This is a genomic window from Enterobacter cloacae complex sp. 6730903, from assembly GCF_048283985.1.
Taxonomy (GTDB): domain Bacteria; phylum Pseudomonadota; class Gammaproteobacteria; order Enterobacterales; family Enterobacteriaceae; genus Enterobacter; species Enterobacter hormaechei_C.
Window position 1 is genome coordinate 66,260 of sequence record NZ_JBLVXX010000013.1, and the last position, 23,801, is coordinate 90,060.

Annotated in this window: 20 protein-coding genes and 1 pseudogene; all 21 read left to right on the forward strand. The window is 58.7% G+C overall.

What is annotated here, in order from left to right:
• Window positions 1-18: 18 nt before the first annotated feature.
• The 21 genes and pseudogenes from tssK (at window position 19) to tssH (ending at window position 23,789) form a co-directional block, all read left to right on the forward strand.
• Window positions 19-1,362 (forward strand): type VI secretion system baseplate subunit TssK, encoded by a 1,344-nt coding sequence (gene tssK, locus ACNQ0W_RS09350; protein ID WP_062933502.1) that lies wholly within the window; start codon window positions 19-21, stop codon window positions 1,360-1,362.
• A gap of 17 nt (window positions 1,363-1,379) precedes the next feature.
• Complete coding sequence (locus tag ACNQ0W_RS09355; protein WP_062933503.1) at window positions 1,380-2,618, forward strand: DotU family type VI secretion system protein; 1,239 nt, start codon at window positions 1,380-1,382, stop codon at window positions 2,616-2,618.
• A 2-nt stretch (window positions 2,619-2,620) separates the two neighbouring features.
• Window positions 2,621-6,241: pseudogene (tssM, locus tag ACNQ0W_RS09360) on the forward strand (type VI secretion system membrane subunit TssM).
• A gap of 16 nt (window positions 6,242-6,257) precedes the next feature.
• The gene (tagF, locus tag ACNQ0W_RS09365) at window positions 6,258-6,974 is read left to right on the forward strand and encodes a type VI secretion system-associated protein TagF (protein ID WP_015570330.1); all 717 of its coding nucleotides are present in this window, start codon (window positions 6,258-6,260) and stop codon (window positions 6,972-6,974) included.
• An 11-nt stretch (window positions 6,975-6,985) separates the two neighbouring features.
• The gene (gene tssA, locus ACNQ0W_RS09370; RefSeq protein WP_015570331.1) at window positions 6,986-8,002 is read left to right on the forward strand and encodes a type VI secretion system protein TssA; all 1,017 of its coding nucleotides are present in this window, start codon (window positions 6,986-6,988) and stop codon (window positions 8,000-8,002) included.
• A gap of 75 nt (window positions 8,003-8,077) precedes the next feature.
• Window positions 8,078-8,602 carry a type VI secretion system contractile sheath small subunit gene (gene tssB / locus ACNQ0W_RS09375; RefSeq protein WP_008502644.1) on the forward strand — a complete coding sequence of 175 codons (525 nt, stop codon included), beginning with the start codon at window positions 8,078-8,080 and terminating at the stop codon, window positions 8,600-8,602.
• A gap of 3 nt (window positions 8,603-8,605) precedes the next feature.
• Entirely contained in the window at window positions 8,606-10,105 is a 1,500-nt protein-coding gene (tssC, locus tag ACNQ0W_RS09380) for a type VI secretion system contractile sheath large subunit (protein WP_006810956.1), read from the forward strand.
• Window positions 10,106-10,170: 65 nt separating this feature from the next.
• A complete protein-coding gene (locus ACNQ0W_RS09385; protein ID WP_047051736.1) occupies window positions 10,171-10,677 on the forward strand; it encodes a type VI secretion system amidase effector protein Tae4 in 507 nt (168 codons plus the stop codon).
• Entirely contained in the window at window positions 10,674-11,099 is a 426-nt protein-coding gene (locus ACNQ0W_RS09390; protein ID WP_047735527.1) for a T6SS amidase immunity protein Tai4 family protein, read from the forward strand. Before ACNQ0W_RS09385 ends, ACNQ0W_RS09390 begins: the two co-directional genes overlap by 4 nt.
• A gap of 180 nt (window positions 11,100-11,279) precedes the next feature.
• Complete coding sequence (locus ACNQ0W_RS09395; RefSeq protein WP_014884229.1) at window positions 11,280-11,762, forward strand: Hcp family type VI secretion system effector; 483 nt, start codon at window positions 11,280-11,282, stop codon at window positions 11,760-11,762.
• 58 nt (window positions 11,763-11,820) lie between these two features.
• On the forward strand, window positions 11,821-12,303 hold the full coding sequence (locus ACNQ0W_RS09400; RefSeq protein ID WP_017384299.1) for a type VI secretion system amidase effector protein Tae4: 483 nt from the start codon (window positions 11,821-11,823) through the stop codon (window positions 12,301-12,303).
• On the forward strand, window positions 12,300-12,653 hold the full coding sequence (locus tag ACNQ0W_RS09405; RefSeq protein WP_062933504.1) for a T6SS amidase immunity protein Tai4 family protein: 354 nt from the start codon (window positions 12,300-12,302) through the stop codon (window positions 12,651-12,653). The genes ACNQ0W_RS09400 and ACNQ0W_RS09405 overlap by 4 nt, the downstream gene beginning before the upstream one ends.
• A gap of 119 nt (window positions 12,654-12,772) precedes the next feature.
• Window positions 12,773-13,180 (forward strand): hypothetical protein, encoded by a 408-nt coding sequence (locus ACNQ0W_RS09410; protein ID WP_062933522.1) that lies wholly within the window; start codon window positions 12,773-12,775, stop codon window positions 13,178-13,180.
• A gap of 90 nt (window positions 13,181-13,270) precedes the next feature.
• Window positions 13,271-15,046 carry a type VI secretion system-associated FHA domain protein TagH gene (gene tagH, locus ACNQ0W_RS09415; RefSeq protein WP_116329850.1) on the forward strand — a complete coding sequence of 592 codons (1,776 nt, stop codon included), beginning with the start codon at window positions 13,271-13,273 and terminating at the stop codon, window positions 15,044-15,046.
• The gene (locus tag ACNQ0W_RS09420; RefSeq protein WP_003859969.1) at window positions 15,043-15,840 is read left to right on the forward strand and encodes a PP2C family protein-serine/threonine phosphatase; all 798 of its coding nucleotides are present in this window, start codon (window positions 15,043-15,045) and stop codon (window positions 15,838-15,840) included. Before tagH ends, ACNQ0W_RS09420 begins: the two co-directional genes overlap by 4 nt.
• 16 nt (window positions 15,841-15,856) lie before the next feature.
• The gene (locus tag ACNQ0W_RS09425) at window positions 15,857-16,843 is read left to right on the forward strand and encodes a hypothetical protein (RefSeq protein WP_062933506.1); all 987 of its coding nucleotides are present in this window, start codon (window positions 15,857-15,859) and stop codon (window positions 16,841-16,843) included.
• Between the two features lie 9 nt (window positions 16,844-16,852).
• Complete coding sequence (locus ACNQ0W_RS09430; RefSeq protein ID WP_062933507.1) at window positions 16,853-17,665, forward strand: type VI secretion system accessory protein TagJ; 813 nt, start codon at window positions 16,853-16,855, stop codon at window positions 17,663-17,665.
• A complete protein-coding gene (gene tssE, locus ACNQ0W_RS09435; protein ID WP_015570336.1) occupies window positions 17,658-18,221 on the forward strand; it encodes a type VI secretion system baseplate subunit TssE in 564 nt (187 codons plus the stop codon). Before ACNQ0W_RS09430 ends, tssE begins: the two co-directional genes overlap by 8 nt.
• 2 nt (window positions 18,222-18,223) lie before the next feature.
• Window positions 18,224-20,095 (forward strand): type VI secretion system baseplate subunit TssF, encoded by a 1,872-nt coding sequence (gene tssF, locus ACNQ0W_RS09440; RefSeq protein ID WP_062933508.1) that lies wholly within the window; start codon window positions 18,224-18,226, stop codon window positions 20,093-20,095.
• Window positions 20,092-21,135: a type VI secretion system baseplate subunit TssG gene (gene tssG, locus ACNQ0W_RS09445; protein WP_022651406.1), complete on the forward strand. Its 1,044-nt coding sequence runs from the start codon at window positions 20,092-20,094 to the stop codon at window positions 21,133-21,135. Before tssF ends, tssG begins: the two co-directional genes overlap by 4 nt.
• A gap of 38 nt (window positions 21,136-21,173) precedes the next feature.
• Window positions 21,174-23,789, forward strand: a complete 2,616-nt coding sequence (tssH, locus tag ACNQ0W_RS09450; RefSeq protein ID WP_116329849.1) for a type VI secretion system ATPase TssH — start codon at window positions 21,174-21,176, stop codon at window positions 23,787-23,789.
• Window positions 23,790-23,801 lie beyond the last annotated feature (12 nt).

Sequence of the window (23,801 nt, forward strand, 5' to 3'; positions counted from 1 at the left end):
AACAGGAAAGAGATCATCATGACGAAAGCAGAAAAGGTCGTCTGGACCGAGGGCATGTTCCTGCGTCCCCACCATTTCCAGCGGACAGAAAGTTACCTCCTCAACCACGTTCGTGAGTGGGGGGCCTTGCAGCGATCGTATCTCTGGGGCTTTCTCGACCTTGAGCTGGATGAAGCGATGCTACGCCAGGGCTGTATTGCCCTCAGCTACTGTAGCGGTTTGCTGCCTGACGGCACCTTTTTCCAGGTTCGCAGCGACCGCAATGGTCCGGCCCCGCTAAAAATCTCCGATAATCTCACCAACGAAAAGGTGGTGCTTGCGCTGCCGGTTCGTCGCGGTGGCCGTGAAGAGGTGATTTTCAGCGAGGAGCCGTCTTCTCTGGCGCGTTTTATTACCTTTGAACAAGAGGTGGAAGACGACAACGCCATGTCGGTCGGGGAGGCGACGGTCCAGTTTGGCCGCCTGCGTCTGACCCTGATGCTGGAGAAAGATCTGACGGCAGAATGGACCGCCATCGGCGTGGCGTACGTCACCGAAAAGCGCAACGACAACCACGTGCGGCTGGATAACAGCTACATCCCGCCAATGCTGAACGCCAATAACAGCCCGCAGCTGTACGGCATGATCAATGACCTGCACGGCTTGCTGGTGCAGCGTAGCCAGCAGATCGGCGGTCGACTGCGCCAGCCGGGGCGTTTCAATACGTCTGAGATGGTTGAGTTCACGCTTCTCTCGCTGATCAACCGCCACCTTGGGAACGTCTCACATTTAAAAACGCTGCCGCTGCTTCACCCGGAAGCGCTCTGGCGCAGCTGGCTGCCGTTCGCCACGGAGCTCGCCACCTGGACGCCGCAGCGTACCGCAGAGAGCATACTGCCGGTCTACGACCATGACGATCTCGCCGTTTGCTTCAGCAAACTGATGCTGATGCTGCGTCAGGGGCTGTCGCTGGTCATGGAAGATCATGCCATCCAGCTGCCGCTGCACGAACGCTCCCACGGGCTGAACATCGCCACCGTGCCGGAGACCAGCATGGTCCGCGAATTCGGCTTCGTGCTGGCGGTAAAAGCCAATGTCCCCGGCGAACACCTGCAAACCCATTTCCCTGCTCAGATGAAGGTTGCGCCAGTGTCGAAAATTCGCGATCTGGTTCAGCTCCAGCTGCCGGGCATCATGCTTCGGGCAATGCCCGTCGCGCCGCCGCAGATCCCGTGGCATGCAGGCTACAGCTATTTCGAACTCGAGAGGGGCAGCGAACTGTGGCACGAGATGGACAAGTCCGGGGCATTCGCGCTGCATCTCGCAGGGGAATTCCCGGGTCTCGATATGGAGTTCTGGGCCATCCGTAGCCCGACAGAATAATAAAGCGAGCGCTTAATATGCAGGAACGACAGGATACCGGCAGTGATGCCGTGTTTACCGGAGCCAGTGGGAACAATCAGCTGGTGGCGGCCGCCAATCCGCTGCTCAATGCGATTCCGCAAATCCGTCATTCGGTTTCCCACGACGATCAGGTCGGGCTGCGCCAGCGCCTGATTGACGAAATTCGCCGTTTCGAGGTGCGATGCCAGCAGGCGGGCTTACCGTATGAAGTGATTGTCGGCGCGCGCTACTGCCTCTGCACGGCGCTGGACGAAGCCGCCGCGCTGACCCCCTGGGGAAGCAGCGGCGTCTGGTCAAGCAATGGTCTGCTGGTGACGTTTCATAACGAAACCTGGGGCGGCGAGAAGTTTTTCCAGCTGCTGGCGCGTCTGTCGCAGAATCCGCGCGAACACATTCTGCTGCTGGAGATGATCAACTACTGTCTGCTGCTCGGCTTTGAAGGCCGCTACCGCGTGCTGGACAATGGCCGGACCCAGCTTGAAACCATCAAACAGCGCCTGTGGCAGATGATCCGTGGCGTGCGCGGCAGCTACCCGCCGCCGCTTTCGCCGCATCCGGAAGATCGCCCCGTTCTGCGCAAGCTCTGGCGGCCGATGATCCCTCTCTGGGCGTGCGTGGCGCTGGTCGGCTTTATCGCCTGCCTGTTCTATATCGTGCTGAACTGGCGTCTGGGTGATAACACCAGCCCGGTGCTGGCGAAAATTTACCAGTCCCAACTGCCGGAAACCACGATCCAGCAGCCTGCGCGTCAGCTGCCGGCGGTGCTGAACCTGCGCGGCTTCCTGAAACCGGAAATTGATGCCGGTCTGGTGGCCGTTAAGGATGAGGCGGATCGCAGCGTGGTGATCCTGAAAGGGGACGGACTCTTTGCCTCGGCCTCAACGGTGGTGCGCGAGCGCTATGAGCCGGTCATCGACCGCATCGCCCAGGCGATGAATAACGTCAGCGGCAAAATTCTGGTGGTGGGGTACAGCGACAACGTGCCGATCCGCAGCGCACGCTTCGCCTCTAACTATGAACTCTCGCTTGAGCGCGCCCGTTCGGTGCAAAAACAGCTCCAGGGCAGCCTCTCGCAGCCTGAGCGCGTCAAAGCCGAAGGGCGGGGCGAGATCAACCCGGTAGCGCCTAACACCACGCCTGAAAATCGCGCCCGTAACCGCCGCGTGGAGATTACGCTGCTGGTATCGCCTGACAATACCCAGGCCGAGCTGAACGGATTGCCGCAAGGAAACTAAGGATGCTGACAACTCTACTTTCTATACTGACCAATCGCATTCTGTGGAGCTTCCTGGGCGTAACGGCGCTCGCGGCGGTCATCTGGATGATTGGCCCGCTGTTGTCCATCGTGGATACCCGGCCCCTTGAATCAGAGCAGAACCGCGTCATCAGCATTGCGGTGGTCTACCTTATTTGGGCCCAGAGCCACATTCTGCCGCGGCTGTATAACGCCTGGCTGAACCGTAAGCTGATGGACAAGCTCAACGAAAATACCACCAGCCCGGAGGCGGCCGATCCGCAGAAACGGCTGAACAGCGAGGAGCAGATCCTTGCCGGGCGTTTCGATGAAGCCGCCCAGATGCTGAAAAAAGCCCACTTCAGCAAAGCGGGACATGGCGCGCAGTGGACGCAGCGCTTTAGCACGCAGTACCTCTATCAGCTGCCGTGGTACGTCATTATTGGCGCGCCGGGTTCCGGTAAAACCACCGCGCTGGCCAACTCCGGGCTGCAATTCCCGCTGGCGGACCGCTTCGGTAAAACCGCGCTGCGCGGCATTGGCGGCACGCGCAACTGCGACTGGTGGTTCACCAACGAGGCGGTTCTGCTGGATACCGCGGGGCGCTACACCACTCAGGAGAGCGAGCAGGTTCAGGACGCCGGGGAGTGGCTGGAGTTTATCAACCTGCTGCGTAAATACCGCCGTCGCCAGCCCATCAACGGCGTGATTATCACCATCAGCATTTCCGACCTGCTTTCGCAGTCCGCTGAGGCCTCGCGCCAGCAGGCGGTCAACCTGCGCCAGCGTCTCTCCGAGCTGCATGAACAGCTGGGTATTCGCTTCCCGGTATATGTGATGGTGACCAAAGCGGACCTGCTTAAAGGCTTCCGCGCCTGGTTTGCGGATTACGACAAAGCCCAGCGCGACCAGATCTGGGGCTTCACGCTGCCGTGGGAGCAGACCAAACACGCCGATTACGACCTGATGGGCAACTTCCAGCAGGAATTTTCCCTGCTGCAACAGCGTCTGGACGCCGGCCTGCCGGAAACCATGCTCAAAGAGCATGACGCCAAAACCCGTGCGGAAGCCTATCTCTTCCCGCAGGAGTTCGCCGCGCTGCGTCCGCTGCTGGCAGACTACCTGAGCACGGTCTTTGCCCGCTCAAACTTCGAAACCGAATTTTCGCCGCGCGGCATCTACTTTGCCAGCGGCACTCAGGAAGGGATGCCGTTTGACCGCGTGATGGGCGAGCTGAACCGCGCGCTCTCCTTGCCCGAAGGGGAAGAAAGCACGCGCTGGGATTCGGTGAGCAAAGAGGCGCCGATCCCGGGCGCGAAGGGCCAAAGCTTCTTCATTAAAAACCTGCTGCAAAACGTGATTTTCCAGGAAGCGGGCATCGCCGGGGAAAACCGCTGGTGGGAGCTGCGCAACCGCGCCGTGATGTGGTCCGGCTACGCGGCGCTGCTGGCCCTGCTGGTGATCCTGGGTGGCCTGTGGCTGACCAGCTACGCCAAAAATAAAGCCTATCTGGAAGAGGTGGACGCAAAAGTGCCGATGCTGGAGCAGCAGAGCAAGGCGCTGCAAAACCAGCCCCAGCGCGATCTGTTTGCGCTTCTGCCGCTGCTTAACAGCCTGGTGGATCTGCCGAAAAGCGATGCCTTCGACGTTAACGACCCGCCGGTTTCCCGCCGCATGGGGCTTTATCGCGGGGATGACGTCAGCGATGCCTCGCAGTCTCTGTATCAGAAGGCGCTGGATCAGATGCTGCTGCCCGCCGTGGCAATGCACATTACCACCTGGCTGCGCAACGACAACGGCAGCGACGTGGAGTACAGCTATGAGGCGCTGAAGGCCTATCAGATGCTCTACCAGCCGAAGCATTATGACGGCAAATTCCTGCACTCGTGGGTGATGCTTAACCTGCAACGCAACCTGCCGCAGAACGTGACGCAGGCGCAGCTTCAGGAGCTGGAATGGCACCTGACCCAGCTGCTGGAGCCAAAAATCCAGGCTTCACCGTATGCGCAGGATGAGGATCTGGTCGCACGTGAAAGGGCGCTTATCAACCAGCAGCCGCTCTCAACACGCGTCTATGGCCGCCTGAAACGTCTGCTGGAGCATGATGAAAACCTGAAGCCGGTTTCGCTTTCAGATCTCGGCGGCCCGCAGAGCGAGCTGGTGTTTTCCCGTAAAAGCGGCAAGCCGGTGAGTGAGGGCGTACCGGGCCTCTATACGCCGGACGGCTACTGGAAGAGCTTCAACGACCAGATCGACAGCGTGACCACCGCCCTGCACGAGGACGACGCCTGGGTACTGGGAGCGACCACCGCCCAGGAAGATAAACAGCAGATCGATAACGCCGTGCGCCAGCTCTACATGCGCGACTTTATCGTCAACTGGGATCGCTTTCTCGCTGACATTCAGCTCAACAACAGCGCCGATCTTTCCCAGCGCATTAACACCGCGCGCCTGCTTTCAGGCACCAACTCGCCGCTGCGCCGTCTGGTGCTTAACCTGAGCAAGGTGCTGACCCTGTCGCGCACTGCGCCTGCGCCGGAAGATGCGCAGAAAGCGGAAGACCAAAGCAACCGCGCCACCCGCACGCTGGAAGCGCTGTTCAGCAACGGTGACAATGCCCCGACGCAGGGCGCGGTTGTGACGCAGGCGCCTGAGCAACTGGTGACTGACCACTATGCGCCGATGATTGAGCTGGCGCAGCCACTGGAGAAGGGTGGCAAGACCATCGTCTTTGACGATTTTCTTAAGCAGGTTGACGAGCTTTATCGTTACCTGACCGCCGTTCAGGATGCGGCAAACAGCGGTATGCCTGCGCCGGGCGGGGATGCAATCAGCCGCCTGCAAGCCAGCGCGGGCCGTCTGCCGGGCGGGCTGCAAACCATGTTCAGCAATATGGCCGTCGGCGCCAGCAGCGACACCCAGCGTCGCGATCTGGAGAACGTGCGTAAGCGCATCAACGTGGAAGTGGGTGGGTTCTGCCGTCAGGCGATTGCCGGGCGTTATCCGCTGGTGCGCAGCGCCAGCACCGAGGTGACGCCGGACGATCTCGCCCGCATGTTCGCGCCGGGCACCGGTCTGATGGACACCTTTTTCCGCGACAACCTGACCAACAAGGTGGACACCACCCAGGCGAACTGGCGCTTTATGCCGGGCATCGACGGTAAAACGCTGCCGGGCAGCTAAGGGCTGTTGCGTCCGTTCCAGCAGGCGCAGTCTGTCCGCGATGCCTTCTTTGCCAACGGCGCGACCACGCCATCCTTTAAGGTCACGGTGCGCACCGTGCGGATGGACAACACCATTCTGAACCTGACGCTGGACGTGGACGGTCAGCTGCTGCGCTACAGCCACGGTCCGCAGGCGGTGCAGATCATGACCTGGCCGGGGCCGGGCGGGACGAACCAGGTGCGTATGCAGCTCGGTCTGGCCAATGGCAGCACCGCAACGCTGGTAACTAACGGTTCCTGGGCGCTCAACCGCTTTTTCGACAAGGCGCGCACCAGCCCTGGCGCGGGTAGCCTGAGCCGTCAGGCGACCTTCAACGTCGACGGACATCAGGTCACGCTGGAGTTTGCCCCGAACAGCATCCGTAACCCGTTCCAGCTTCCCCGTTTCTCATGCCCATAACCGCAAGGACAGCCGTATGACGAATACCCCTGCGATGAACCGTTATAGCTGGTATGGCAAATTACCCAGCGCCGGAGATTTTTTGCAGCGTCGCTTTCCGGATACCCTGCAACGCCAGTGGTCGCACTGGTTCCAGGTCGGCCTGCTGGCCTGGCAACAGGAAGAGCAGCGCAGCGGCGAGCGCCCGTTTTCAAAAGCCCCGGTGTGGAACTTTGTCGTCCCGCCGATGCTCGGTAGCCAGATGATTCAGATGGGCTGCCTGCTGCCGGGCCGTGACAGCGTAGGCCGCCACTATCCGGTATGCCTGCAACTGAGCTTCACCCCCGCCGAGTGGTCATCCCGCCTGCTCGGGCAGGCTGAAAGCTGGTACCAGCAGCTTGGCCGTCTGGGGCTGCACGCGGTGCGTAACAGCTATTCTGCCTCCCAGCTGGATGAAATGCTGATGACCATCCCGGCGCCCCAGCCGGTTGAGCCGCAAAAGCGTTCCGACATTCTCGACGTGATTGGCTATGACGACGATGGTCAGAGCACGCTGGGCTGGCCGCAGGCGGCGGAGTGTTTTGATCCGCTGCGTCAGACCAGCTACTGGTGGACAAACCGCTGCGACGGCTATCCGCTGTACACCCACGTCCACAGCGGAAACTTCACCGGGCAGCTCTTTACGCTGCTGTTCGATCCGGCAGGCGGCGCCCGTCCGGGCCGCCACGGTCTTTACCCGCCTATGTTTGAATAAGCAGGGATCTTATGAATATCGATGAATTTCTCGCGCCGATAAGCCCCGATAACCCCTGCGGTGAAAACCTGGAGTACGACGCTGATTTCCAGGCCATGGGGCAGGCCAGTCAGGGCAAAGCCGAGCAGCAGTTTGGCGACACCATCATTCCGGCAGAGCCTGCCGACTGGAACACGGTGGAAAAACTCGCCACCAGCCTGCTGGGTCGCACCAAAGATCTTCGCGTCATGCTGGCGTTAACCCATGCCTGGACGCGTCGTCGCGGGCTGGCAGGTTACGCCGACGGGCTACTGCTGGTGCAGGAAGCCCTGTCCCGTTACTGGGAGCAACTTTACCCGCTGCTGGAAGAGTATGGCGAAACCGATCCGTTCTACCGCATTAACGCCCTCGCCGGGCTGAGCGATAAATCTGACCTGACGGTCGCGGTGCGTAACGCCTCACTGCTCCGCTCAAACGGCGATGAGATTTCGCTCCGTGACGCCCAGGCGCTGCTTGACGGCAGTAAAACCGAGTGTCCGGATTATCCGGGCGGTCGTCCACGACTGATCGATGAGCTGGCCCGGGGCGATCAGCCCGGCACCGAAGCGGTAATCGTGATCAACGAACGCCTGCTGGCCATCCGCGAACTGCTTACCGGCTATCTCGGGGAAAGTGGCGTCCCGGAGATGGAACAGCTGCTGAAAACCGTCGGGCTGGTTTCCAGCGCCTGTCAGGTGACCGATATCAGCAAGCTGCTGCCGAACCGTGACGCGCAGGCTGAACAGCATGCCGAGCCGCAGCCGGTGGCCGCGTCGCCCGTTCAGCAGGTGACGGACTGGCGCAGCGTGCAGGTGACCAGCCGCGCCGACGCCCAGCTGATGCTGGAAAAAGCGAAACAGTATTTTGCGCAGTACGAACCCAGCCATCCCGCACCGCTGATGATTGAACGGGTGCAGCGGCTGTCTGAACTCAACTTTATGGACATTATTCGCGACCTGGCGCCAGACGGCGTTAACCAACTGGAAAACATCTTTGGACGCCGCGAATGACGCGTCCTGGCATTATGACGACAGGCATGGAGTCTGCCGTTTCACCTTCACCGCGCATCTTTGATGGAGAACATCATGGCAATGAGTAACAGTGGACAGAAATTCATCGCACGCAACCGTGCTCCCCGCGTGCAGATCGAGTACGACGTAGAGATCTACGGCGCAGAACGCAAAATTCAGCTGCCGTTTGTGATGGGCGTTATGGCTGATCTGGTTGGCAAGCCGGTGGAAAATCTGCCAGCCGTCGACGAGCGTAAGTTCCTGGAAATCGACATCGACAACTTCGACGAACGCATGAAGGCGCTGAAGCCGCGCGTGGCGTTCCAGGTGGATAACACCCTGACCGGCGAAGGTAAGCTCAACGTCGATCTGACCTTCGACAGCATGGACGACTTCCTGCCGGACGCGGTGGCCCGCAAAGTAGAGCCGCTGAACAAGCTGCTGGAAGCCCGTACCCAGCTCTCCAACCTGCTGACCTACATGGACGGTAAAAACGGTGCGGAAGAGCTGATCGCGAAAATTCTCCAGGATCCGACGCTGCTCAAATCCCTGAGCCAGTTGCCAAAAAATGACGAAAGTGCGAAAGGTAGCGAGGAATAATCAATGAGCAACCAGACTCAACAACACGATCAGCAGGCGGGCCAGGCGTTCAGCCAGGACGAGTTCAGCGCGCTGCTGAATAAAGAGTTCCGCCCGAAAACCGATCAGGCGCGCTCTGCCGTAGAAAGCGCGGTTAAAACCCTGGCGCAGCAGGCGCTGGAAAACACCGTGACCTTCTCAAACGATACCTACCGCACCATTCAGAACCTGATTGCCGGTATTGACGAGCAGCTTTCGCAGCAGGTGAACCAGATCATTCACCACGAGGAGTTCCAGAAGCTGGAGAGCGCCTGGCGCGGCCTGAGCTACCTGGTGAACAACACCGAAACCGACGAGATGCTGAAGATCCGCTTTATGAGCATCTCCAAGCAGGAGCTGGGCCGCACCCTGAAACGCTACAAGGGCGTAGGCTGGGACCAGAGCCCGATCTTCAAAAAAATCTACGAGCAGGAGTACGGCCAGTTCGGTGGCGAGCCGTTTGGCTGCATCGTGGGCGACTACTACTTCGACCACAGCCCGCAGGACGTTGAGCTGCTGGGCGAGATGGCGCGCATCGGCTCTGCGGCCCATTGTCCGTTCATCACCGGCACCGCGCCGGGCGTGATGCAGATGGAGTCCTGGCAGGAGCTGGCTAACCCGCGCGACCTGACCAAGATCTTCCAGAACACCGAATACGCTGCCTGGCGTTCACTGCGTGAATCGGAAGATGCCCGCTATCTGGGCCTGGTGATGCCGCGCTTCCTGTCGCGTCTGCCGTACGGTATTCGCACCAACCCGGTGGACAGCTTCGATTTTGAAGAGCAGACCGACGGCGCGAACCACAACAGCTACTCCTGGGCGAACGCGGCCTATGCGATGGCAGCCAACATCAACCGCTCCTTCAAAGAGTACGGCTGGTGCACCTCGATTCGCGGCGTGGAATCCGGCGGGGCGGTGGAAAACCTGCCGTGCCACACCTTCCCGAGCGATGACGGCGGCGTGGACATGAAGTGCCCGACCGAGATCGCCATCAGCGACCGTCGTGAAGCGGAACTGGCGAAAAACGGCTTTATGCCGCTGGTGCACCGCAAAAACTCCGACTTCGCCGCCTTCATCGGCGCGCAGTCTCTGCAAAAACCGGCCGAGTACCACGACCCGGACGCCACCGCTAACGCGCGCCTGGCCTCCCGTCTGCCGTACCTGTTTGCCTGCTGCCGTTTTGCTCACTACCTGAAGTGCATCGTGCGCGACAAAATCGGCTCCTTCCGCGAGCGCGAAGAGATGGAACGCTGGCTGAACGACTGGGTAATGAACTACGTGGACGGCGACCCGGCGAACTCCTCCCAGGAGACCAAGTCCCGCAAACCGCTGGCGGCGGCGGAAGTGCAGGTGCAGGAAATTGAAGACAATCCTGGCTACTACGCCGCGAAGTTCTTCCTGCGTCCACACTACCAGCTGGAAGGTCTGACCGTTTCCCTGCGTCTGGTATCTAAACTGCCATCGCTGAAGACGAAGGACGCGTAATGATAATTGCCGCCGGGGGGCCTTGCCCGGCGTTAGCTTTATAGTATGGAAATTTGAGAGGAAATATGACCGCGAGACCTTCGTTTGTTGCTGCCTGGGCGGCGGCAACACGTATTTACGATGCAAATGATTCTATCGGCAAAGTTAAGCAAGTTATCGGCGGCAAAGTTAAGCACAACTTCGAAATACCGCCAGACGAGGGCGGGTGGTCAAATAGTTGTGCCGTACGCATGAGTTATGTTCTTAACTATACCGGGCATCCCGTTCCGCGTATTGCAAATCTCACGGTATCCGGTGCTGATAATAAATGGTACTTCTACCGCGTAAAGGATGTCATTGCCTGGTTGACGCGTCAGTGGGGTAAACCTGACATGATCGTGAGTTATCCTTCCTTACCCGTTCAGCAATTAGCCAACAAAAAGGGCGTCATTCTGTTTGAGGTACAGGGCTGGAGTGACGCCGCAGGTCATGCAACATTCTGGAATGGTTTAACCTGTTCGGATCACTGTTATTTCAATGCGCCGGAGACGAATTACTCGACGACCAAAGCTAATTTTTGGGAGTTGCCATGAAAAAAATGATTGCTAGTCTACTGTTGCTCACCAGTTCCGCCTCTGTGTATGCAATTGACGATCCGGTGTCGTTTGTCAAAAAAATGCCTTATAAGCAAGTTGTTAAAGACGTTGTTTTTTCTCGCTGCCTGGCACAAGTTGCAGATGATAAAAGCCAGTTTTCTCTGGATGCAGCCCGTAGCAGTAGCGCCTTACTGGAATGGGTACCTTTCGATATTGAGAATGGCAATGACAAAATCAATGCTCTTATTAATAAATATAAAGGCGCAACCAACGCCTTTCATTCTGAGAGAAAACCCGATGTAAAAGGCGTAACCTTAAATTGCCTGCGTCTTTATCATAGTGACGAACTTAATCAACTTGTTCCTCAATTAATCATCGGAAATCCTGACCGCACCTGGATTCAGGATAATCCACAATAGTAAAAGACTTCACATTCTTTCCTTTCATTCAGGGGGAATGTAAGACTGTCAAATGACACGGGTCGTTTGATATGAGGCAGAGGTAAAATATGGACGGTTTTATTCAGCCCCATGCTTTCCTGTTTGCCATATAAGGGCTTTTTCGAAAGCAATATTGTTCATCCACGAAGAGTAGATATTATGGCTATTGATATGTTTCTGAAGGTCGAGGGTGTTACGGGCGAATCTAAAGATTCTAACCACACCGGCTGGACTGATATTACCTCCTTCTCCTGGGGCGCGTCCCAGCCAGGTAATATGAGCGTTGGCGGTGGCGGCGGTGCCGGTAAAGTGAACTTTAACGACCTGCACGTTAACGCTCTGATCGACAAATCCACTACAGCAATCCTGAAACACTGCGCAAGCGGTAAACACCTGACCAAAGTTGAACTGTCCGTCTGCAAAGCGGGTGGTCAGCAGGTTGAATACACCCGCATCACCCTGGAAGACGTTCTCGTGACTTCCGTTCAGTACACGGGTGCAGACAACGGCGATACCGTTGGCGTGACCTATGCATTCCAGGCTGCGAAAGTGAAACAGCAGTACTGGGAGCAGACCACTGCCGGTGGTAAAGGTGCTGAAAGCAGCGCTGGCTGGAACATCAAAGAAAACAAAGAAGCGTAACAGAAGTGGGCCCGAAAGGGCTCACTTTAGCCTGTATTTTCTAAAAGGGAAAATATTTATGCGTCCTGCTTTTGGTGCCGCCTGGAACAGATTCAGAGAAGTTAATGTCAATGTCGAAACGGTGGGCAAATTATTGGGTGGGAAAGTCCAGCACAATATTGAAGCCGGAATTTTTAAAAATGCCTGCCCCATTCGTATGAGCTACGTTTTAAACTATTGTGGCATTCCGATACCTTCTAATAGTAAATATGCAACAGTGACCGGGAATGACAAGAAGCGGTACATGTTCCGTGTCAAAGATATGATTGCATTCCTACCCACAGTTCTGGGCAGTGCAGATATGTCAGTCTCTTCACCAACTCCTGCACAATTTGCAGGCAAGCAGGGCATCATCATATTTACCGGACATGGCTGGTATGATGCAACCGGACATGTAACACTGTGGAATGGAAATATTTGCTCTGATGATTGTCATTTTCTTGGCTCTCCTGGCAATGGTTCATTTATTCCTACAAACGCAACATTGTGGAGCCTGAAATGAAACGTTTGTTGCTGCTTGTATTGGTTTTAAATGCCTCAGTCGCTTACTCCCAAACACTGCCTGATGTTAGTGCTTTTACTCAGCAACAAATCTTTGAAAACTGGGTGCAAAATCGATGCATCAGCAAGATTGCAGATAGTAAAATCCTGAAGGATGATGCAGAGGCCAGTGCCGCTGCATGGCTCGAAGCAAGCGATCTACCTCCAGAGAATTTTGAAAAAGCTGACAAGGTGATTGTTTCCTTACTTAAAGAGCAGGTAGGCGGTACCGAACCGGGTAATTATCAGATATTAAAGTGCAGCTTAATTGCCAATAGCGACGCAATTCGTCTGCTCAATGTCCAAAAATAGCGTTTCACCGATATTGCCAGGAGATTTGACCGTACCATCTGGCGTCTTCAAGTCACAATCTGCGATGGAGCTCAAGATGAGTGCAACTTCGCCAGCCTTGGTAGTATATTATGGTGTATATGGACTGTTTACTGTTCTTTCTTATTGTGGCCTTGTTCCTGATGGTTGTAATCATGGACCTCATCAGTTCCCGTTATTTTAAAAAACACGAGGCCGAATATAATCAGCTTCTTTCAGAATATCGGCAAAAAGGCTACGATCTCGATCTGGTGACAAATTACGCATCTTTTTTTGGTTCGCTGGCGAACTATCAAAAAATAATCTGGTTTGTTCGTCTTCGCAAAGGCGTGAAGATGAAATTTACCAAAGACAGAAATGTTCAGGACGATGCCTATAAATTCGTTCAGGCTTTACCGGAAGAGAGAATCGGCTGGATATTAAAACTGCATCGACGCTATAAAGTTCAGGCCTTACTTTTTACGCTATGGCTGCTTATCGGCATTATTTTCCTGAATGTAGTCAAATAGCTTTAATCAGCCCTTAACCCCCAAACCCCGCCGTTCTCACCCCCGAGAGCGGCAGCGTTTGAGCGCTAATCATACCAGCAGGAATACGCCATGCGATTCACGATTATTTCTACGAAACCCGGTCATCAGCCGCCGCAAAGCAGCTGTGATTTTTATGCCCCGGGCGGCACCATTGGGCGCGGTACGGATAACAATCTGGTGCTGCCGGACAATGACCGCACCATCTCGCGTTTGCAGGCCATCGTTCACGTCGACGCCAGTGGCGAATGCCGCGTCACGAACCGCGGCAGCGTTACCCGCGTGGTACTGAATGATATCCCGCTGGAGCGTGGGCGTCAGGTTGAGCTTCAGGATGGGGATATTCTCGGTATTGATGATTATCGCATTGAAGTCAGCGAACTCATTCATGACATCCAGCCCGTAAGCCGCATGGCGGCCAGCATGCAGCAGGCGCGCCCAGCGGCGACACCTGCACCAGCGCCGCAACCGAAACCGGCCAGCGCCGCGCCTCGCGGAAAAGCTGAACCTACGGCCGTGCCGTCGGAAATCTGGGACAGCCTGATGCAGGAGTTTTCCATCTCCGACAGCATCTCCAGCAACCGGGCAAAACCACAGCCCGCGGCCTCCCACGACCCGTTCTCCCAGCCTGCGGCCCCGGAGCGGAATGCCGAAGATCCGCTGGCAATGTTTAACGACGCCGAACCGTCGCTTGAACGTAAAAACGTTGACCCGGACACGCTGTTTAGCGATGAAGCGTTGTTTAAAAAAGAGAGCATCTTTAACGATATCACCCCTTCAACGCTGGTACAGCCGGACGAAAGCAAACCTGCCCAGCCAAAGGAAGAGGCGGCGGACGAACTCGATCCGTTAGCCCTGTTTGGCGGGTCGGCGAGCGCACCTGCCGCGCGTCACGATGACCCTCTCGGCCTGATGGGCGGCGCGCCGTTAACCCATCCGGATGAAATCGTGGCCGATAAGCCGGAGCCAAAGCCTGAAGCGCAAGCCGCACAGGAAGAGGATGCGCTGGCCAGCTCACCGCTGTTCGATCCGGAACCGACTGAACCACAGGACGCGCCGCGCGCGGAAGAGGAGCCCGCGCGCCCCGATTACGCTGGCTTCACCATGCCAACGCCGCAGGCCGTGGCGCGCAGCAACGCGCAGGCGCCTAAAGGCCGCCTGCGTATCGACCCGGTTAAAAACGCTGCATCGCCTGCTGCCTCCGCGCAGACCGGCGAGCGGGGCGAGGTGCTTCAGGGCGAACTGCTGGAGGCGCTGCTGGAGGGCATGGGCCTGAGCGAAATGCAGCCGGTACCGCAATTCGACCGGGAAAATATGCGTCAGCTGGGGCAGATCCTGGGCATGTTCTCGCAGGGGACCGTGGCGCTGCTCTCCTCGCGCTCCATCCTCAAGCGTGGGGTGAAAGCCGATATGACCATGGTGCTCGACGATGCGAACAACCCGTTCAAACTGTTGCCGACCGGGAAAACGGTGCTGATCCAGATGTTCGGCACGCCGATGCCGGGCTTTATGCCGCCGACCAAATCGGTGCGTGATGCGCTGATCGATCTCCAGGCACACCAGCTAGGGATGATCTCTGGTATCCGCGCCATTATCGCCGCCATGCTGCAATCCTTTAACCCGGAACAGCTGGAAGAGCAGGCGAAGCAGAACGGGATGACGTCACGCCTGGCGCTGCCGGGCAGCCGTAAAGCCGCGCTGTGGGATTATTTCGTTCGCAGCTATGGCGAGACGGCGGGCGAGATCGAGGACGACTTCCATACCCTGTTTGGCGAAGCCTTCCTCCATGCCTATGACATGGAGGTCAATCAGTACAAAGACTCACAAAGCGGATCGGAAGAAAAATGAATATCGCAACGGCTTCTCTCTCCCGCCAGGGGACGCGCGCCAGCAACCAGGATCAGACGGGAGAAACCATCGGGGAACGTTCAGCCTGCTTTGTCGTCTGTGACGGCATCGCGGGCCTGCCGGGCGGCGAGGTGGCCGCTGAGCTGGCCCGCAACAGCATTATTTCCCGCTTTGATGGCGACAAGCACCTGAATGCGCAGCATATTCGTGACTACGTCCAAACGGCGAACCGCACCATCCTCAGCGAACAACAGGCCGTGCAGGACTATCGCCGGATGGGCACCACGCTGGTCAGCCTGTTTATCGACAGGGATTACCGTCTGGCTTACTGGGCGCACGCCGGAGACAGCCGCCTGTACCTGTTTCGCCGCGGCTGGCTGTGGCATGTCACCACCGATCACAGCCTCGTCCAGCAGATGAAAGATGCCGGGCATCAGACCGACGATCTCAACAGCAACCTGCTGTATCTGGCGCTGGGTATTGAGAATGGCGGACCGGAAGCGAGCTACAGCGATGTCGTGCAGGTGGAGGACGGTGATGCCTTTTTACTCTGCACCGACGGCTTCTGGCACGGCGTCAGCGAAGAGCAGATGAAGCAGTCGCTGCACATGGTCAATACGCCACAGGAGTGGCTGACCTTAATGAACCAAATCATTCAAAAGAATGCCGAACAGGAGGGCAATGCTCAGGATAACTATACCGCCGTGGCGGTGTGGATGGGCAACCCTCAGGACACCACTTTGCTGCATACGCTCTCTGACGCAGCACAATTTCTTCCCTGCGGAACTGATTAGACACACAAGGATTGATATGAAACTTTGGCTATCGGGTTTGGCTCTTCTGACGTTGGCGACCACCGCACAGGCTGAAAACTTCCGCATCGTGCAGTCTCCTGCGCAGAAGCTGGATATCTGGATCGACAACATAAAAGACAATACGCCGCAAAGCTGGTGTAAGGCGGACGTGGCGCTGCGTATCGTGGCGAACGGCAAGAAAGAGGTTTCGGTGCTGGAAAACTTCGTGCCGCGCCTTGGCTCGCTGCTGGAGCACCAGTGCAGCAAGCTGAATACCCTGAGCTGGACGCTTAACGATCCGGAAGGCACCACGCTTGCCCGGGGCACAGCGGCTAAAGCGCAGGACTGGGCGCTGGTGGTGAAACAGCAGGAAACGGCGGCGGCAACGACCTCCACCTCAGGCGCGCTGCTGCCGCCTGACCAGAATCCGGAGACGCACACCGTGGCGGCAGATCGTACGCCATGGCAGGAGTTCACCCTTCAGGACGGTTGCCACCTGCGCACCTTCTGGGAGGGCGGTTCCTCCGCGCCAGCGCTGTTTATTCCGGATTCCGACACCACCCGCTGCGGCAACGGCAGCTGGCTCAGCGGCCACACCGTGGTGACGCAGAACCGTAACGGGGCGCAGAAAGCGATTCCGGTCACCTACATTCACGGCTTCCCGGTGATGGGGCTGAACAACGCGGTCGATCCTGAAAAGGCGCTGATCACCTCCGTCAACAAAGAGCGCATGGTCTTCAGCACCCCGAACAGCGACCAGAGCTGGATGATCCTGCCGTACGACAACACTCTGAACGGCTGGAAGAGCAACGGCACGGTGGCGGTGGAAATCACCCGTGAGATCGCCAGCGACGACGCCAGACTCCAGGCGCGTATCGCAGAGGTGAAGAAGATCTGGAGCGCATGGGTTGCACCGGGCGCGGAGCTGAACGTTGTTCTGATTGACACGCTGCGTCCGCAGCTGCGCGATCCGGCAGTGGGCGCCTGGCGCGCGGCGAATTAAGGAGGGGCTATGAATACGCTTTATCAACGTCTGGCGGGTGAGTCGATTAGCGACGCGCTGCTTCGCCTGGAAGCCGATATCAAAACCCGTCCGGCGGATGCCGATCTGCGCGCCGCGTTTGTGCAGTTCCTGATCCTCAGTGGCAACTGGGCGCGCGCCCTGACCCAGCTGAAAAGCTGGCTGGCGCTGAAGCCGCAGGCAAAACCGACCGTAACGCTGCTGGAGCAGGCCATTCAGGGTGAACAGCAGCGGGCGCGCGTATTCGCGGGAGAGGCGCGACCGGCAATGCCCGAGGCGCAGTGGCCGTGGCTGACGACGTTAGCCCAGGCGCTGACCGAAAGCGCCGGGAATGCGCAAACGCTGCGTCTGGCGGCACTCGAACAGGCTCCGGCAAGCCGCGGGCAGGTCACGCTGGAAAATGAAGAGAGCCACACCTTTGAATGGCTGATGGACGGCGATGCCCGTCTGGGGCCGGTGTGTGAAACCCTGGTCAATGGCCGTTATTTCTGGGTGCCGTTCTGCGCCATCGACGCGATCCGTTTTCAGGCTCCGGCCAGCGTGACCGATCTGGTGTGGCGTCATGCGCTGGTCCGCCTCACGGACGGCACCGAGCAGGTGTGTCAGATCCCGGCGCGTTATCCGTTTGCTGACGGGGCGCCAGACAGCGTTAAGCTGGGGCGCACCACCGAGTGGCTCCCGCTGGACGATGACGGCGCTCTGTATGAAGGCATGGGGCAGAAAGCCTGGCTGAGCGAGCAAAGCGAAAGCCCGCTGCTTACCCTGAGCCTGGTGACATTCACCTCGGATGGTGCGGATGAGTAATCCCGCTGGCGAAGGCGATCTGCTGCGCAGCGGCTGGCAGGCCCGCAGCAGGCAGGAGAAAGTGGGGGCGCGCGACAAAATGCAGCCCTCACTGCTGGATCGCCTGACGGATAACGATCCGGAAAAAAAACGCGAGTCCGCCAACAGCAATCTGATCACCCACGCCGCGCTGCGTCGTAACGTCCTGCGGGATTTACAGTGGTTGTTTAACACCATTAACCACGATGCCTCCAGCGATCTGAGCGGGCTGACGCAGGTGAGCCGTTCCGTCGTTAACTTTGGCGTCGCGCCGCTGGCGGGGAAAAGAATGTCCGATATCGAATGGCACGACATTCAGCGCAAGCTCACCGAAGCGATTATTAACTTTGAACCGCGGATCCTGCCGCAGGGGCTTCAGGTTCGCTGCGTGTCCGATACCTCCTCGTTAGATCTGCACAACGTTCTGTCTATCGAAATCAAAGGCCGCCTGTGGTGCGTACCGTATCCGCTGGAGTTTCTCTTTCGCACCGACGTCGATCTTGAGAACGGCCATTTTGAACTGAAGGATGCGGGGTAATTATGGAAAGCAAACTGCTCGAATATTACAACCGTGAACTGGCCTATCTGCGCGAGATGGGCGCAGAGTTCGCCGAACGCTACCCGAAAGTGGCGGGGCGGCTCGGCATGCGCGGCATCGAAGTGGCGGACCCGTACATTGAGCGCCTGATGGAAGGTTTCGCCTTCCTGACCTCCCGCGTGCAGATGAAAATGGACGCCGAATTCCCGCGCTTTTCACAGCGTATGCTGGAGATGATTGCGCCAAATTATCTGGCGCCTACGCCGTCGATGGCGATCGCTGAAATTCAGCCCGACAGCAGCCGGGGCGACCTGAGCAAAGGCTTTATTGTGCCGCGCGGCACCATGATGGACAGCCTGGCGCTGAAAAAAAACGGCGTTACGTGCAGCTATACCACGGCGCACGAGGTGAACCTGCTGCCGTTAAAAATTGAGCGGATCGAGCTGGGCGGCGTTCCCGCCGATCTGCCGCTGGCCCAGCTCGGCCTGAGCCAGCGGGGGATCAGCAGCGCCTTGCGGATCCGCATTGCCTGCGATGGCCCGCAGCATCTCGGGCACCTGGACTTTGACCGCCTGGAGTTCTTCTTAAGCGGCCCGGACATCGAGGCGCTGAAGCTGCTGGAGCTGGTGATGGAGCACCACGCGGGTATTGTCTGCCAGACGGTCAGCAAGCAGCCCCAGCGCCAGATGCTGTCGTCTGACGCCCTGCGTCAGGAAGGCTTTGCTGCGGACCAGGCGCTGCTCCCGGACGATCTGCGCAACTTCGACGGCTATCGCCTGTTGCAGGAGTACTTTGCGTTCCCGGCGCGTTTTCGTTTCATCAGCCTGAGCGGGCTGGGCAAGCTAATCCAGCGCTGCGAAGACGAAAAAGCGTTTGATATATTCATTCTGCTCGACAAGAGCGACGATCAGCTGGAGCGCGTGGTGGATGCCAGCCACCTGGCGCTGCACTGCACGCCGGTGATCAACCTGTTCCCGAAAGTGGCGGCCCGGCAGAAGCTGAGCGAAAGCCAGCATGAATACCACCTGGTGGTGGATAACATCCGCCCGCTGGATTATGAAATTTATGCCGTGAAAAAAATCTATGCCAGCGCCGATGGGCAACGGGACGACCAGACGTTTCGTCCGTTCTGGAGTACCTGGAGCGGAGACGCGGGCAACTACGGCGCCTATTTTTCCCTGCGCCGTGAGCAGCGCGTTCTCTCCGAACACGCGCTGCGCTATGGCACCCGCACGGGCTATATCGGCTCGGAGGTCTTCGTCTCGCTGGTGGATGCGCAGCACGCGCCGTGGCAGGAGAATTTGCGCTACATTTCCGCCGAGGTGCTGTGCACCAGCCGCGACCTGCCGCTGATGCTCCAGCAGGAGCTTGGGCAGTTTATTATGGCCGACTCCATGCCGGTGAAGGCGTTGACCCTGCGTAAAGGCCCGACGCCGCCGCGTCCGGCGCTGGCCGAAGGGTTCAGCACCTGGCGGCTCATTAGCCAGCTGCAAATGAACTACCTCAGCCTGATGGACAGCGAAAACGAAGAGGGCGCTGCCGCGCTGCGTCAGCTGTTAGGGCTGTACGCCAACCTCGCCGAGACGCCGGTTGCCCGTCAGGTGGATGGCGTTCGCCACTGCGTGCTGGAGCCGGTGCACCGCCGCGTGCCGGAACCCGGCCCGGTGGTGTTCGCCCGCGGGATCGGCATCACCCTGACGGTGGACGAACGCGCCTTTTCCGGCGCCAGCCCGTGGCTTTTCGGCAGCGTGCTGGAACGCCTTTTTGCCCGCCTGGTCTCCATCAACAGCTTTACGGAGTTCACGCTCAAGAGCCAGCAGCGGGGCGAAATCGGCTACTGGGCGCCGCGCATGGGTAAAAGGGCGCTGGTATGAGTGAAGTTGCCCCTGCAACGCTGCGCGTGCATCGCCTGACGCCGCTGCCCGATGCATTCTGGCGCGGAGTGCGCGAGACGCCGTGGCGCTACGATCTGTTCCAGCTGTTAAGACGCATTGATGCCCAGGGCGGTGAACGTTACCCGCTGGGGCGCGCGCCGCTGCCGAAATTTGAGCCGCTGCGTATTGGTCAGCAGCCTTCAATGGGCTTTGCGCCGTCAACGGTTGCCGAGGTCCGGCAGCGGGAAGAGAACGGACTGCATGAGGTTTCCATTCTGAGCTTCGGCCTGTTTGGTCCTAACGGCCCGCTGCCGGTGCACATGACTGAGTATGCCCGCGAGCGTATTCATCATCATCAAGATCACAGCCTCAGCGCGTTTGCCGACCTCTTTCACCACCGCCTGACGCTGCTGTTCTACCGCGCCTGGGCGGACGCGCAGCCTGCCGTTTCACTGGATCGCGACGACAACAGGCGCTTCGAAGGGTATCTGGCATCGCTGATTGGCATGGGGCAGCCTGCCCAGATGTCGAAAGGCAGCCTGAGCGCGCATGCCCGCTTTACCCACGCCGGGCACCTTACCCGCCACGGACGGGACCCGGAAGGGCTGGAGAAGATCCTGCGCAACTATTTCAACGTGCCGGTCAGGCTGGTGGCCAACGTCCCGCAGTGGATGCCGCTCTCAACGCGGGAGCAGGCACAGCTGGGTGAGGGGCGTCGCCTGCCGCGCATGGGAGAGTCCGCTTTTCTCGGCATTGCGGTACGCGACGTGCAGCATAAATTTCGGCTTGAGATTGGCCCGTTGAGCGCAGACGACTACAACCGTTTTCTGCCGGGCGAAGGGTGGGTGACCGAGCTGCGCGACTGGGTGCGACAGTACGCCGGGGTGGAATTTGAATGGGAAACACGGGTGATCCTGCGCGCCGATGCGGTGCAGGGCGCCACGCTCGGTAGCGCCGGGCGATTAGGGTACAACACCTGGCTCGGCCTTCAGCCTCAGCCTGTTCCGCGTGGCGATCTGGTGTATCGCGCAGAGCGATAATCCTTCCGTATACCGAATCATTGTTAATGGAAACTAACATGTCAGAAATTAGCCGTGCCGTGCTTTTCGGCAAACTGGATACGCTGTTATTTACCTCTCTGGAAAGCGCGACTGCCTTCTGTAAGCTGCGCGGCAACCCGTACGTTGAGCTGGTGCACTGGCTGCATCAGCTGATGCAGCAGCAGGATGGCGATCTGCAACAGGTCATCCGTCACTTCGCCCTTGATGAACAGCAGCTGACGCGCGATATCGTGGCGGCGCTGGATGCCCTGCCGCGTGGCGCGAGTTCCGTGTCTGATCTTTCCGAGCATATCGACAGCGCCGTCGAGCGCGCCTGGGTTTACGGCTCGCTGAAGTTTGGCGTCAGCCGCATCCGCGGCGGCCATTTGCTGATCGGCATACTGAAAACGTGGAATCTGGCTAACGTGCTGAAAAGCATTTCGGCGCAGTTCACCCGTCTTAACGTCGAGGTGCTGATCGAGCAGTTCGACGCCATTTGCGCCAGCAGCAAAGAGAGCCAGCAGGCCGCCGCCGCTGCGGACGCGCCTGCCGGGGCAGTACCGGCTGCGCAGGGCACGCTGGCGCAGTATGGTCAGGATCTGACGGCGCGCGCCCGGGAAGGCAAAATTGACCCGGTGGTGGGGCGCGATGAAGAGATCCGCCAGATGGTCGATATTCTGATGCGTCGTCGCCAGAACAACCCTCTGCTGACCGGGGAAGCCGGCGTCGGGAAAACGGCGGTGGTGGAAGGGCTGGCGCTGCGTATCGCTGACGGCGACGTGCCGGAGCCGCTGCAAAACGTTCAGCTGTGGCTGCTGGATATCGGCATGCTTCAGGCCGGAGCGGGCATGAAAGGGGAATTTGAGGCGCGCCTCCAGGCGCTGATTAACGAGGTGCAGTCCAGCGCCACGCCAATTATTCTGTTTATCGATGAGATCCACACCCTGATTGGCGCTGGCGGTCAGCAGGGCACCGGCGATGCCGCTAACCTGCTCAAACCTGCCCTGGCGCGCGGGCAACTGCGCACCATCGGCGCGACCACCTGGGCGGAATACAAAAAATACATTGAGAAAGATCCGGCGCTGACCCGCCGTTTCCAGACCGTACAGGTTCACGAGCCGGACGAAGCCAAAGCCGTGCTGATGCTGCGCAGCACCGTGTCGCCGCTGGAAACCCATCATCAGGTTTTACTCCTCGACGAAGCGGTCAGCGCGGCGGTGAAACTGTCGCATCGCTATATTCCTGCGCGTCAGCTGCCGGATAAAGCGGTGGCGCTGCTGGACACCGCCTGCGCGCGCGTGGCCGTCAGCCAGAGCGCGCCGCCTGCCCAGCTGGAAGACTGTCTGCGTCACCTGGCGGCCCTGGACGTGGAGCTGGAGATTGCTGAACGCGAAGCGCGCGTGGGGGCGGGCGATCCGGCGCGTGTAGCGACCTTAACCGCAGAGCGTGACGCGTTCGAAACCCAACGCGAAGCCCTGGCCCGTCGCTGGGAAGAAGAGCGCACGCGGGTGCAGGAGATTATCCGTCTGCGTGCCGCGCTGTTTGCGGCGGGAGATGAGGATACGGCTGACCTGCGCGGCCAGCTGGCAGAACAGCAGCAGGCGCTGAAGACCTTACAGGGTGACGAACCGCTGCTGTTTGCCGCGGTGGATGAGAACGTGGTGGCAGCGGTGGTCTCAGACTGGACCGGCATCCCGCTGGGCCGGATGGTGAAAAATGAGATCGACGCGGTGCTGAACCTGGCCGACACGCTGAACCAGCGGGTTATTGGCCAGCGTCATGGTCTGGATCTGATTGCCCGTCGGGTAAAAACCTCGCGGGCGAAGCTTGACGATCCGAACAAACCGGTCGGCGTATTCATGCTCTGCGGGCCATCCGGCGTGGGTAAAACCGAAACCGCGCTGGCGCTGGCGGAGTCGCTTTACGGCGGCGAGCAGAACGTCATTACCATCAACATGAGTGAATTCCAGGAAGCGCACACCGTTTCGACGTTAAAAGGTGCGCCTCCGGGCTATGTGGGCTATGGTGAAGGCGGCGTCTTAACCGAGGCCGTGCGCCGCCGTCCCTACAGCGTGGTGCTGCTGGATGAAATTGAAAAAGCGCACCCGGACGTGCACGAGATCTTCTTCCAGGTCTTCGACAAGGGCTGGATGGAGGACGGCGAAGGGCGTCACATTGATTTCCGTAACACCATTATTATTCTTACCTCTAACGTCGGCACCGACCTGATCGCAGCCATGTGCGCCGACCCGGAACTGATGCCGGAGCCTGACGCGTTAAGCGGCGCCCTGCGTCAGCCGCTGCTGGAGGTGTTCCCGCCAGCGCTGCTGGGCCGCCTGCTGGTGGTGCCGTATTACCCGCTGAGCGACGAGATGCTGGGGCAGATTGTGCGTCTTCAGCTCAGGCGCATTCAGCGTCGTCTGGAAGAGAATCACAACATTATTTCTGAATTTGACGACAGCGTGGTCGAACAGATTGTTCAGCGCTGTACCGAGGTTGAGTCGGGCGGGCGTATGGTGGATGCGATTCTGACCAATACGTTGCTGCCTCAGATGAGCCAGATTTTACTTACCGCCAGCCGCAGCGACGAGCAGTACCGACGTCTGCATGTCACCTGCGAGCAGGGCGAGTTCCACTGTCAGTTTGCCGCGTAATAATCATCAAGA

Excerpts from the sequence above, each read along its gene's own strand:
- tssK (WP_062933502.1), top strand. The coding sequence starts at position 19 with ATGACGAAAGCAGAAAAGGTCGTCTGGACCGAGGGCATGTTCCTGCGT.
- ACNQ0W_RS09355 (WP_062933503.1), top strand. The coding sequence starts at position 1,380 with ATGCAGGAACGACAGGATACCGGCAGTGATGCCGTGTTTACCGGAGCC.
- tagF (WP_015570330.1), top strand. The coding sequence starts at position 6,258 with ATGACGAATACCCCTGCGATGAACCGTTATAGCTGGTATGGCAAATTA.
- tssA (WP_015570331.1), top strand. The coding sequence starts at position 6,986 with ATGAATATCGATGAATTTCTCGCGCCGATAAGCCCCGATAACCCCTGC.
- tssB (WP_008502644.1), top strand. The coding sequence starts at position 8,078 with ATGGCAATGAGTAACAGTGGACAGAAATTCATCGCACGCAACCGTGCT.
- tssC (WP_006810956.1), top strand. The coding sequence starts at position 8,606 with ATGAGCAACCAGACTCAACAACACGATCAGCAGGCGGGCCAGGCGTTC.
- ACNQ0W_RS09385 (WP_047051736.1), top strand. The coding sequence starts at position 10,171 with ATGACCGCGAGACCTTCGTTTGTTGCTGCCTGGGCGGCGGCAACACGT.
- ACNQ0W_RS09390 (WP_047735527.1), top strand. The coding sequence starts at position 10,674 with ATGAAAAAAATGATTGCTAGTCTACTGTTGCTCACCAGTTCCGCCTCT.
- ACNQ0W_RS09395 (WP_014884229.1), top strand. The coding sequence starts at position 11,280 with ATGGCTATTGATATGTTTCTGAAGGTCGAGGGTGTTACGGGCGAATCT.
- ACNQ0W_RS09400 (WP_017384299.1), top strand. The coding sequence starts at position 11,821 with ATGCGTCCTGCTTTTGGTGCCGCCTGGAACAGATTCAGAGAAGTTAAT.
- ACNQ0W_RS09405 (WP_062933504.1), top strand. The coding sequence starts at position 12,300 with ATGAAACGTTTGTTGCTGCTTGTATTGGTTTTAAATGCCTCAGTCGCT.
- ACNQ0W_RS09410 (WP_062933522.1), top strand. The coding sequence starts at position 12,773 with ATGGACTGTTTACTGTTCTTTCTTATTGTGGCCTTGTTCCTGATGGTT.
- tagH (WP_116329850.1), top strand. The coding sequence starts at position 13,271 with ATGCGATTCACGATTATTTCTACGAAACCCGGTCATCAGCCGCCGCAA.
- ACNQ0W_RS09420 (WP_003859969.1), top strand. The coding sequence starts at position 15,043 with ATGAATATCGCAACGGCTTCTCTCTCCCGCCAGGGGACGCGCGCCAGC.
- ACNQ0W_RS09425 (WP_062933506.1), top strand. The coding sequence starts at position 15,857 with ATGAAACTTTGGCTATCGGGTTTGGCTCTTCTGACGTTGGCGACCACC.
- ACNQ0W_RS09430 (WP_062933507.1), top strand. The coding sequence starts at position 16,853 with ATGAATACGCTTTATCAACGTCTGGCGGGTGAGTCGATTAGCGACGCG.
- tssE (WP_015570336.1), top strand. The coding sequence starts at position 17,658 with ATGAGTAATCCCGCTGGCGAAGGCGATCTGCTGCGCAGCGGCTGGCAG.
- tssF (WP_062933508.1), top strand. The coding sequence starts at position 18,224 with ATGGAAAGCAAACTGCTCGAATATTACAACCGTGAACTGGCCTATCTG.
- tssG (WP_022651406.1), top strand. The coding sequence starts at position 20,092 with ATGAGTGAAGTTGCCCCTGCAACGCTGCGCGTGCATCGCCTGACGCCG.
- tssH (WP_116329849.1), top strand. The coding sequence starts at position 21,174 with ATGTCAGAAATTAGCCGTGCCGTGCTTTTCGGCAAACTGGATACGCTG.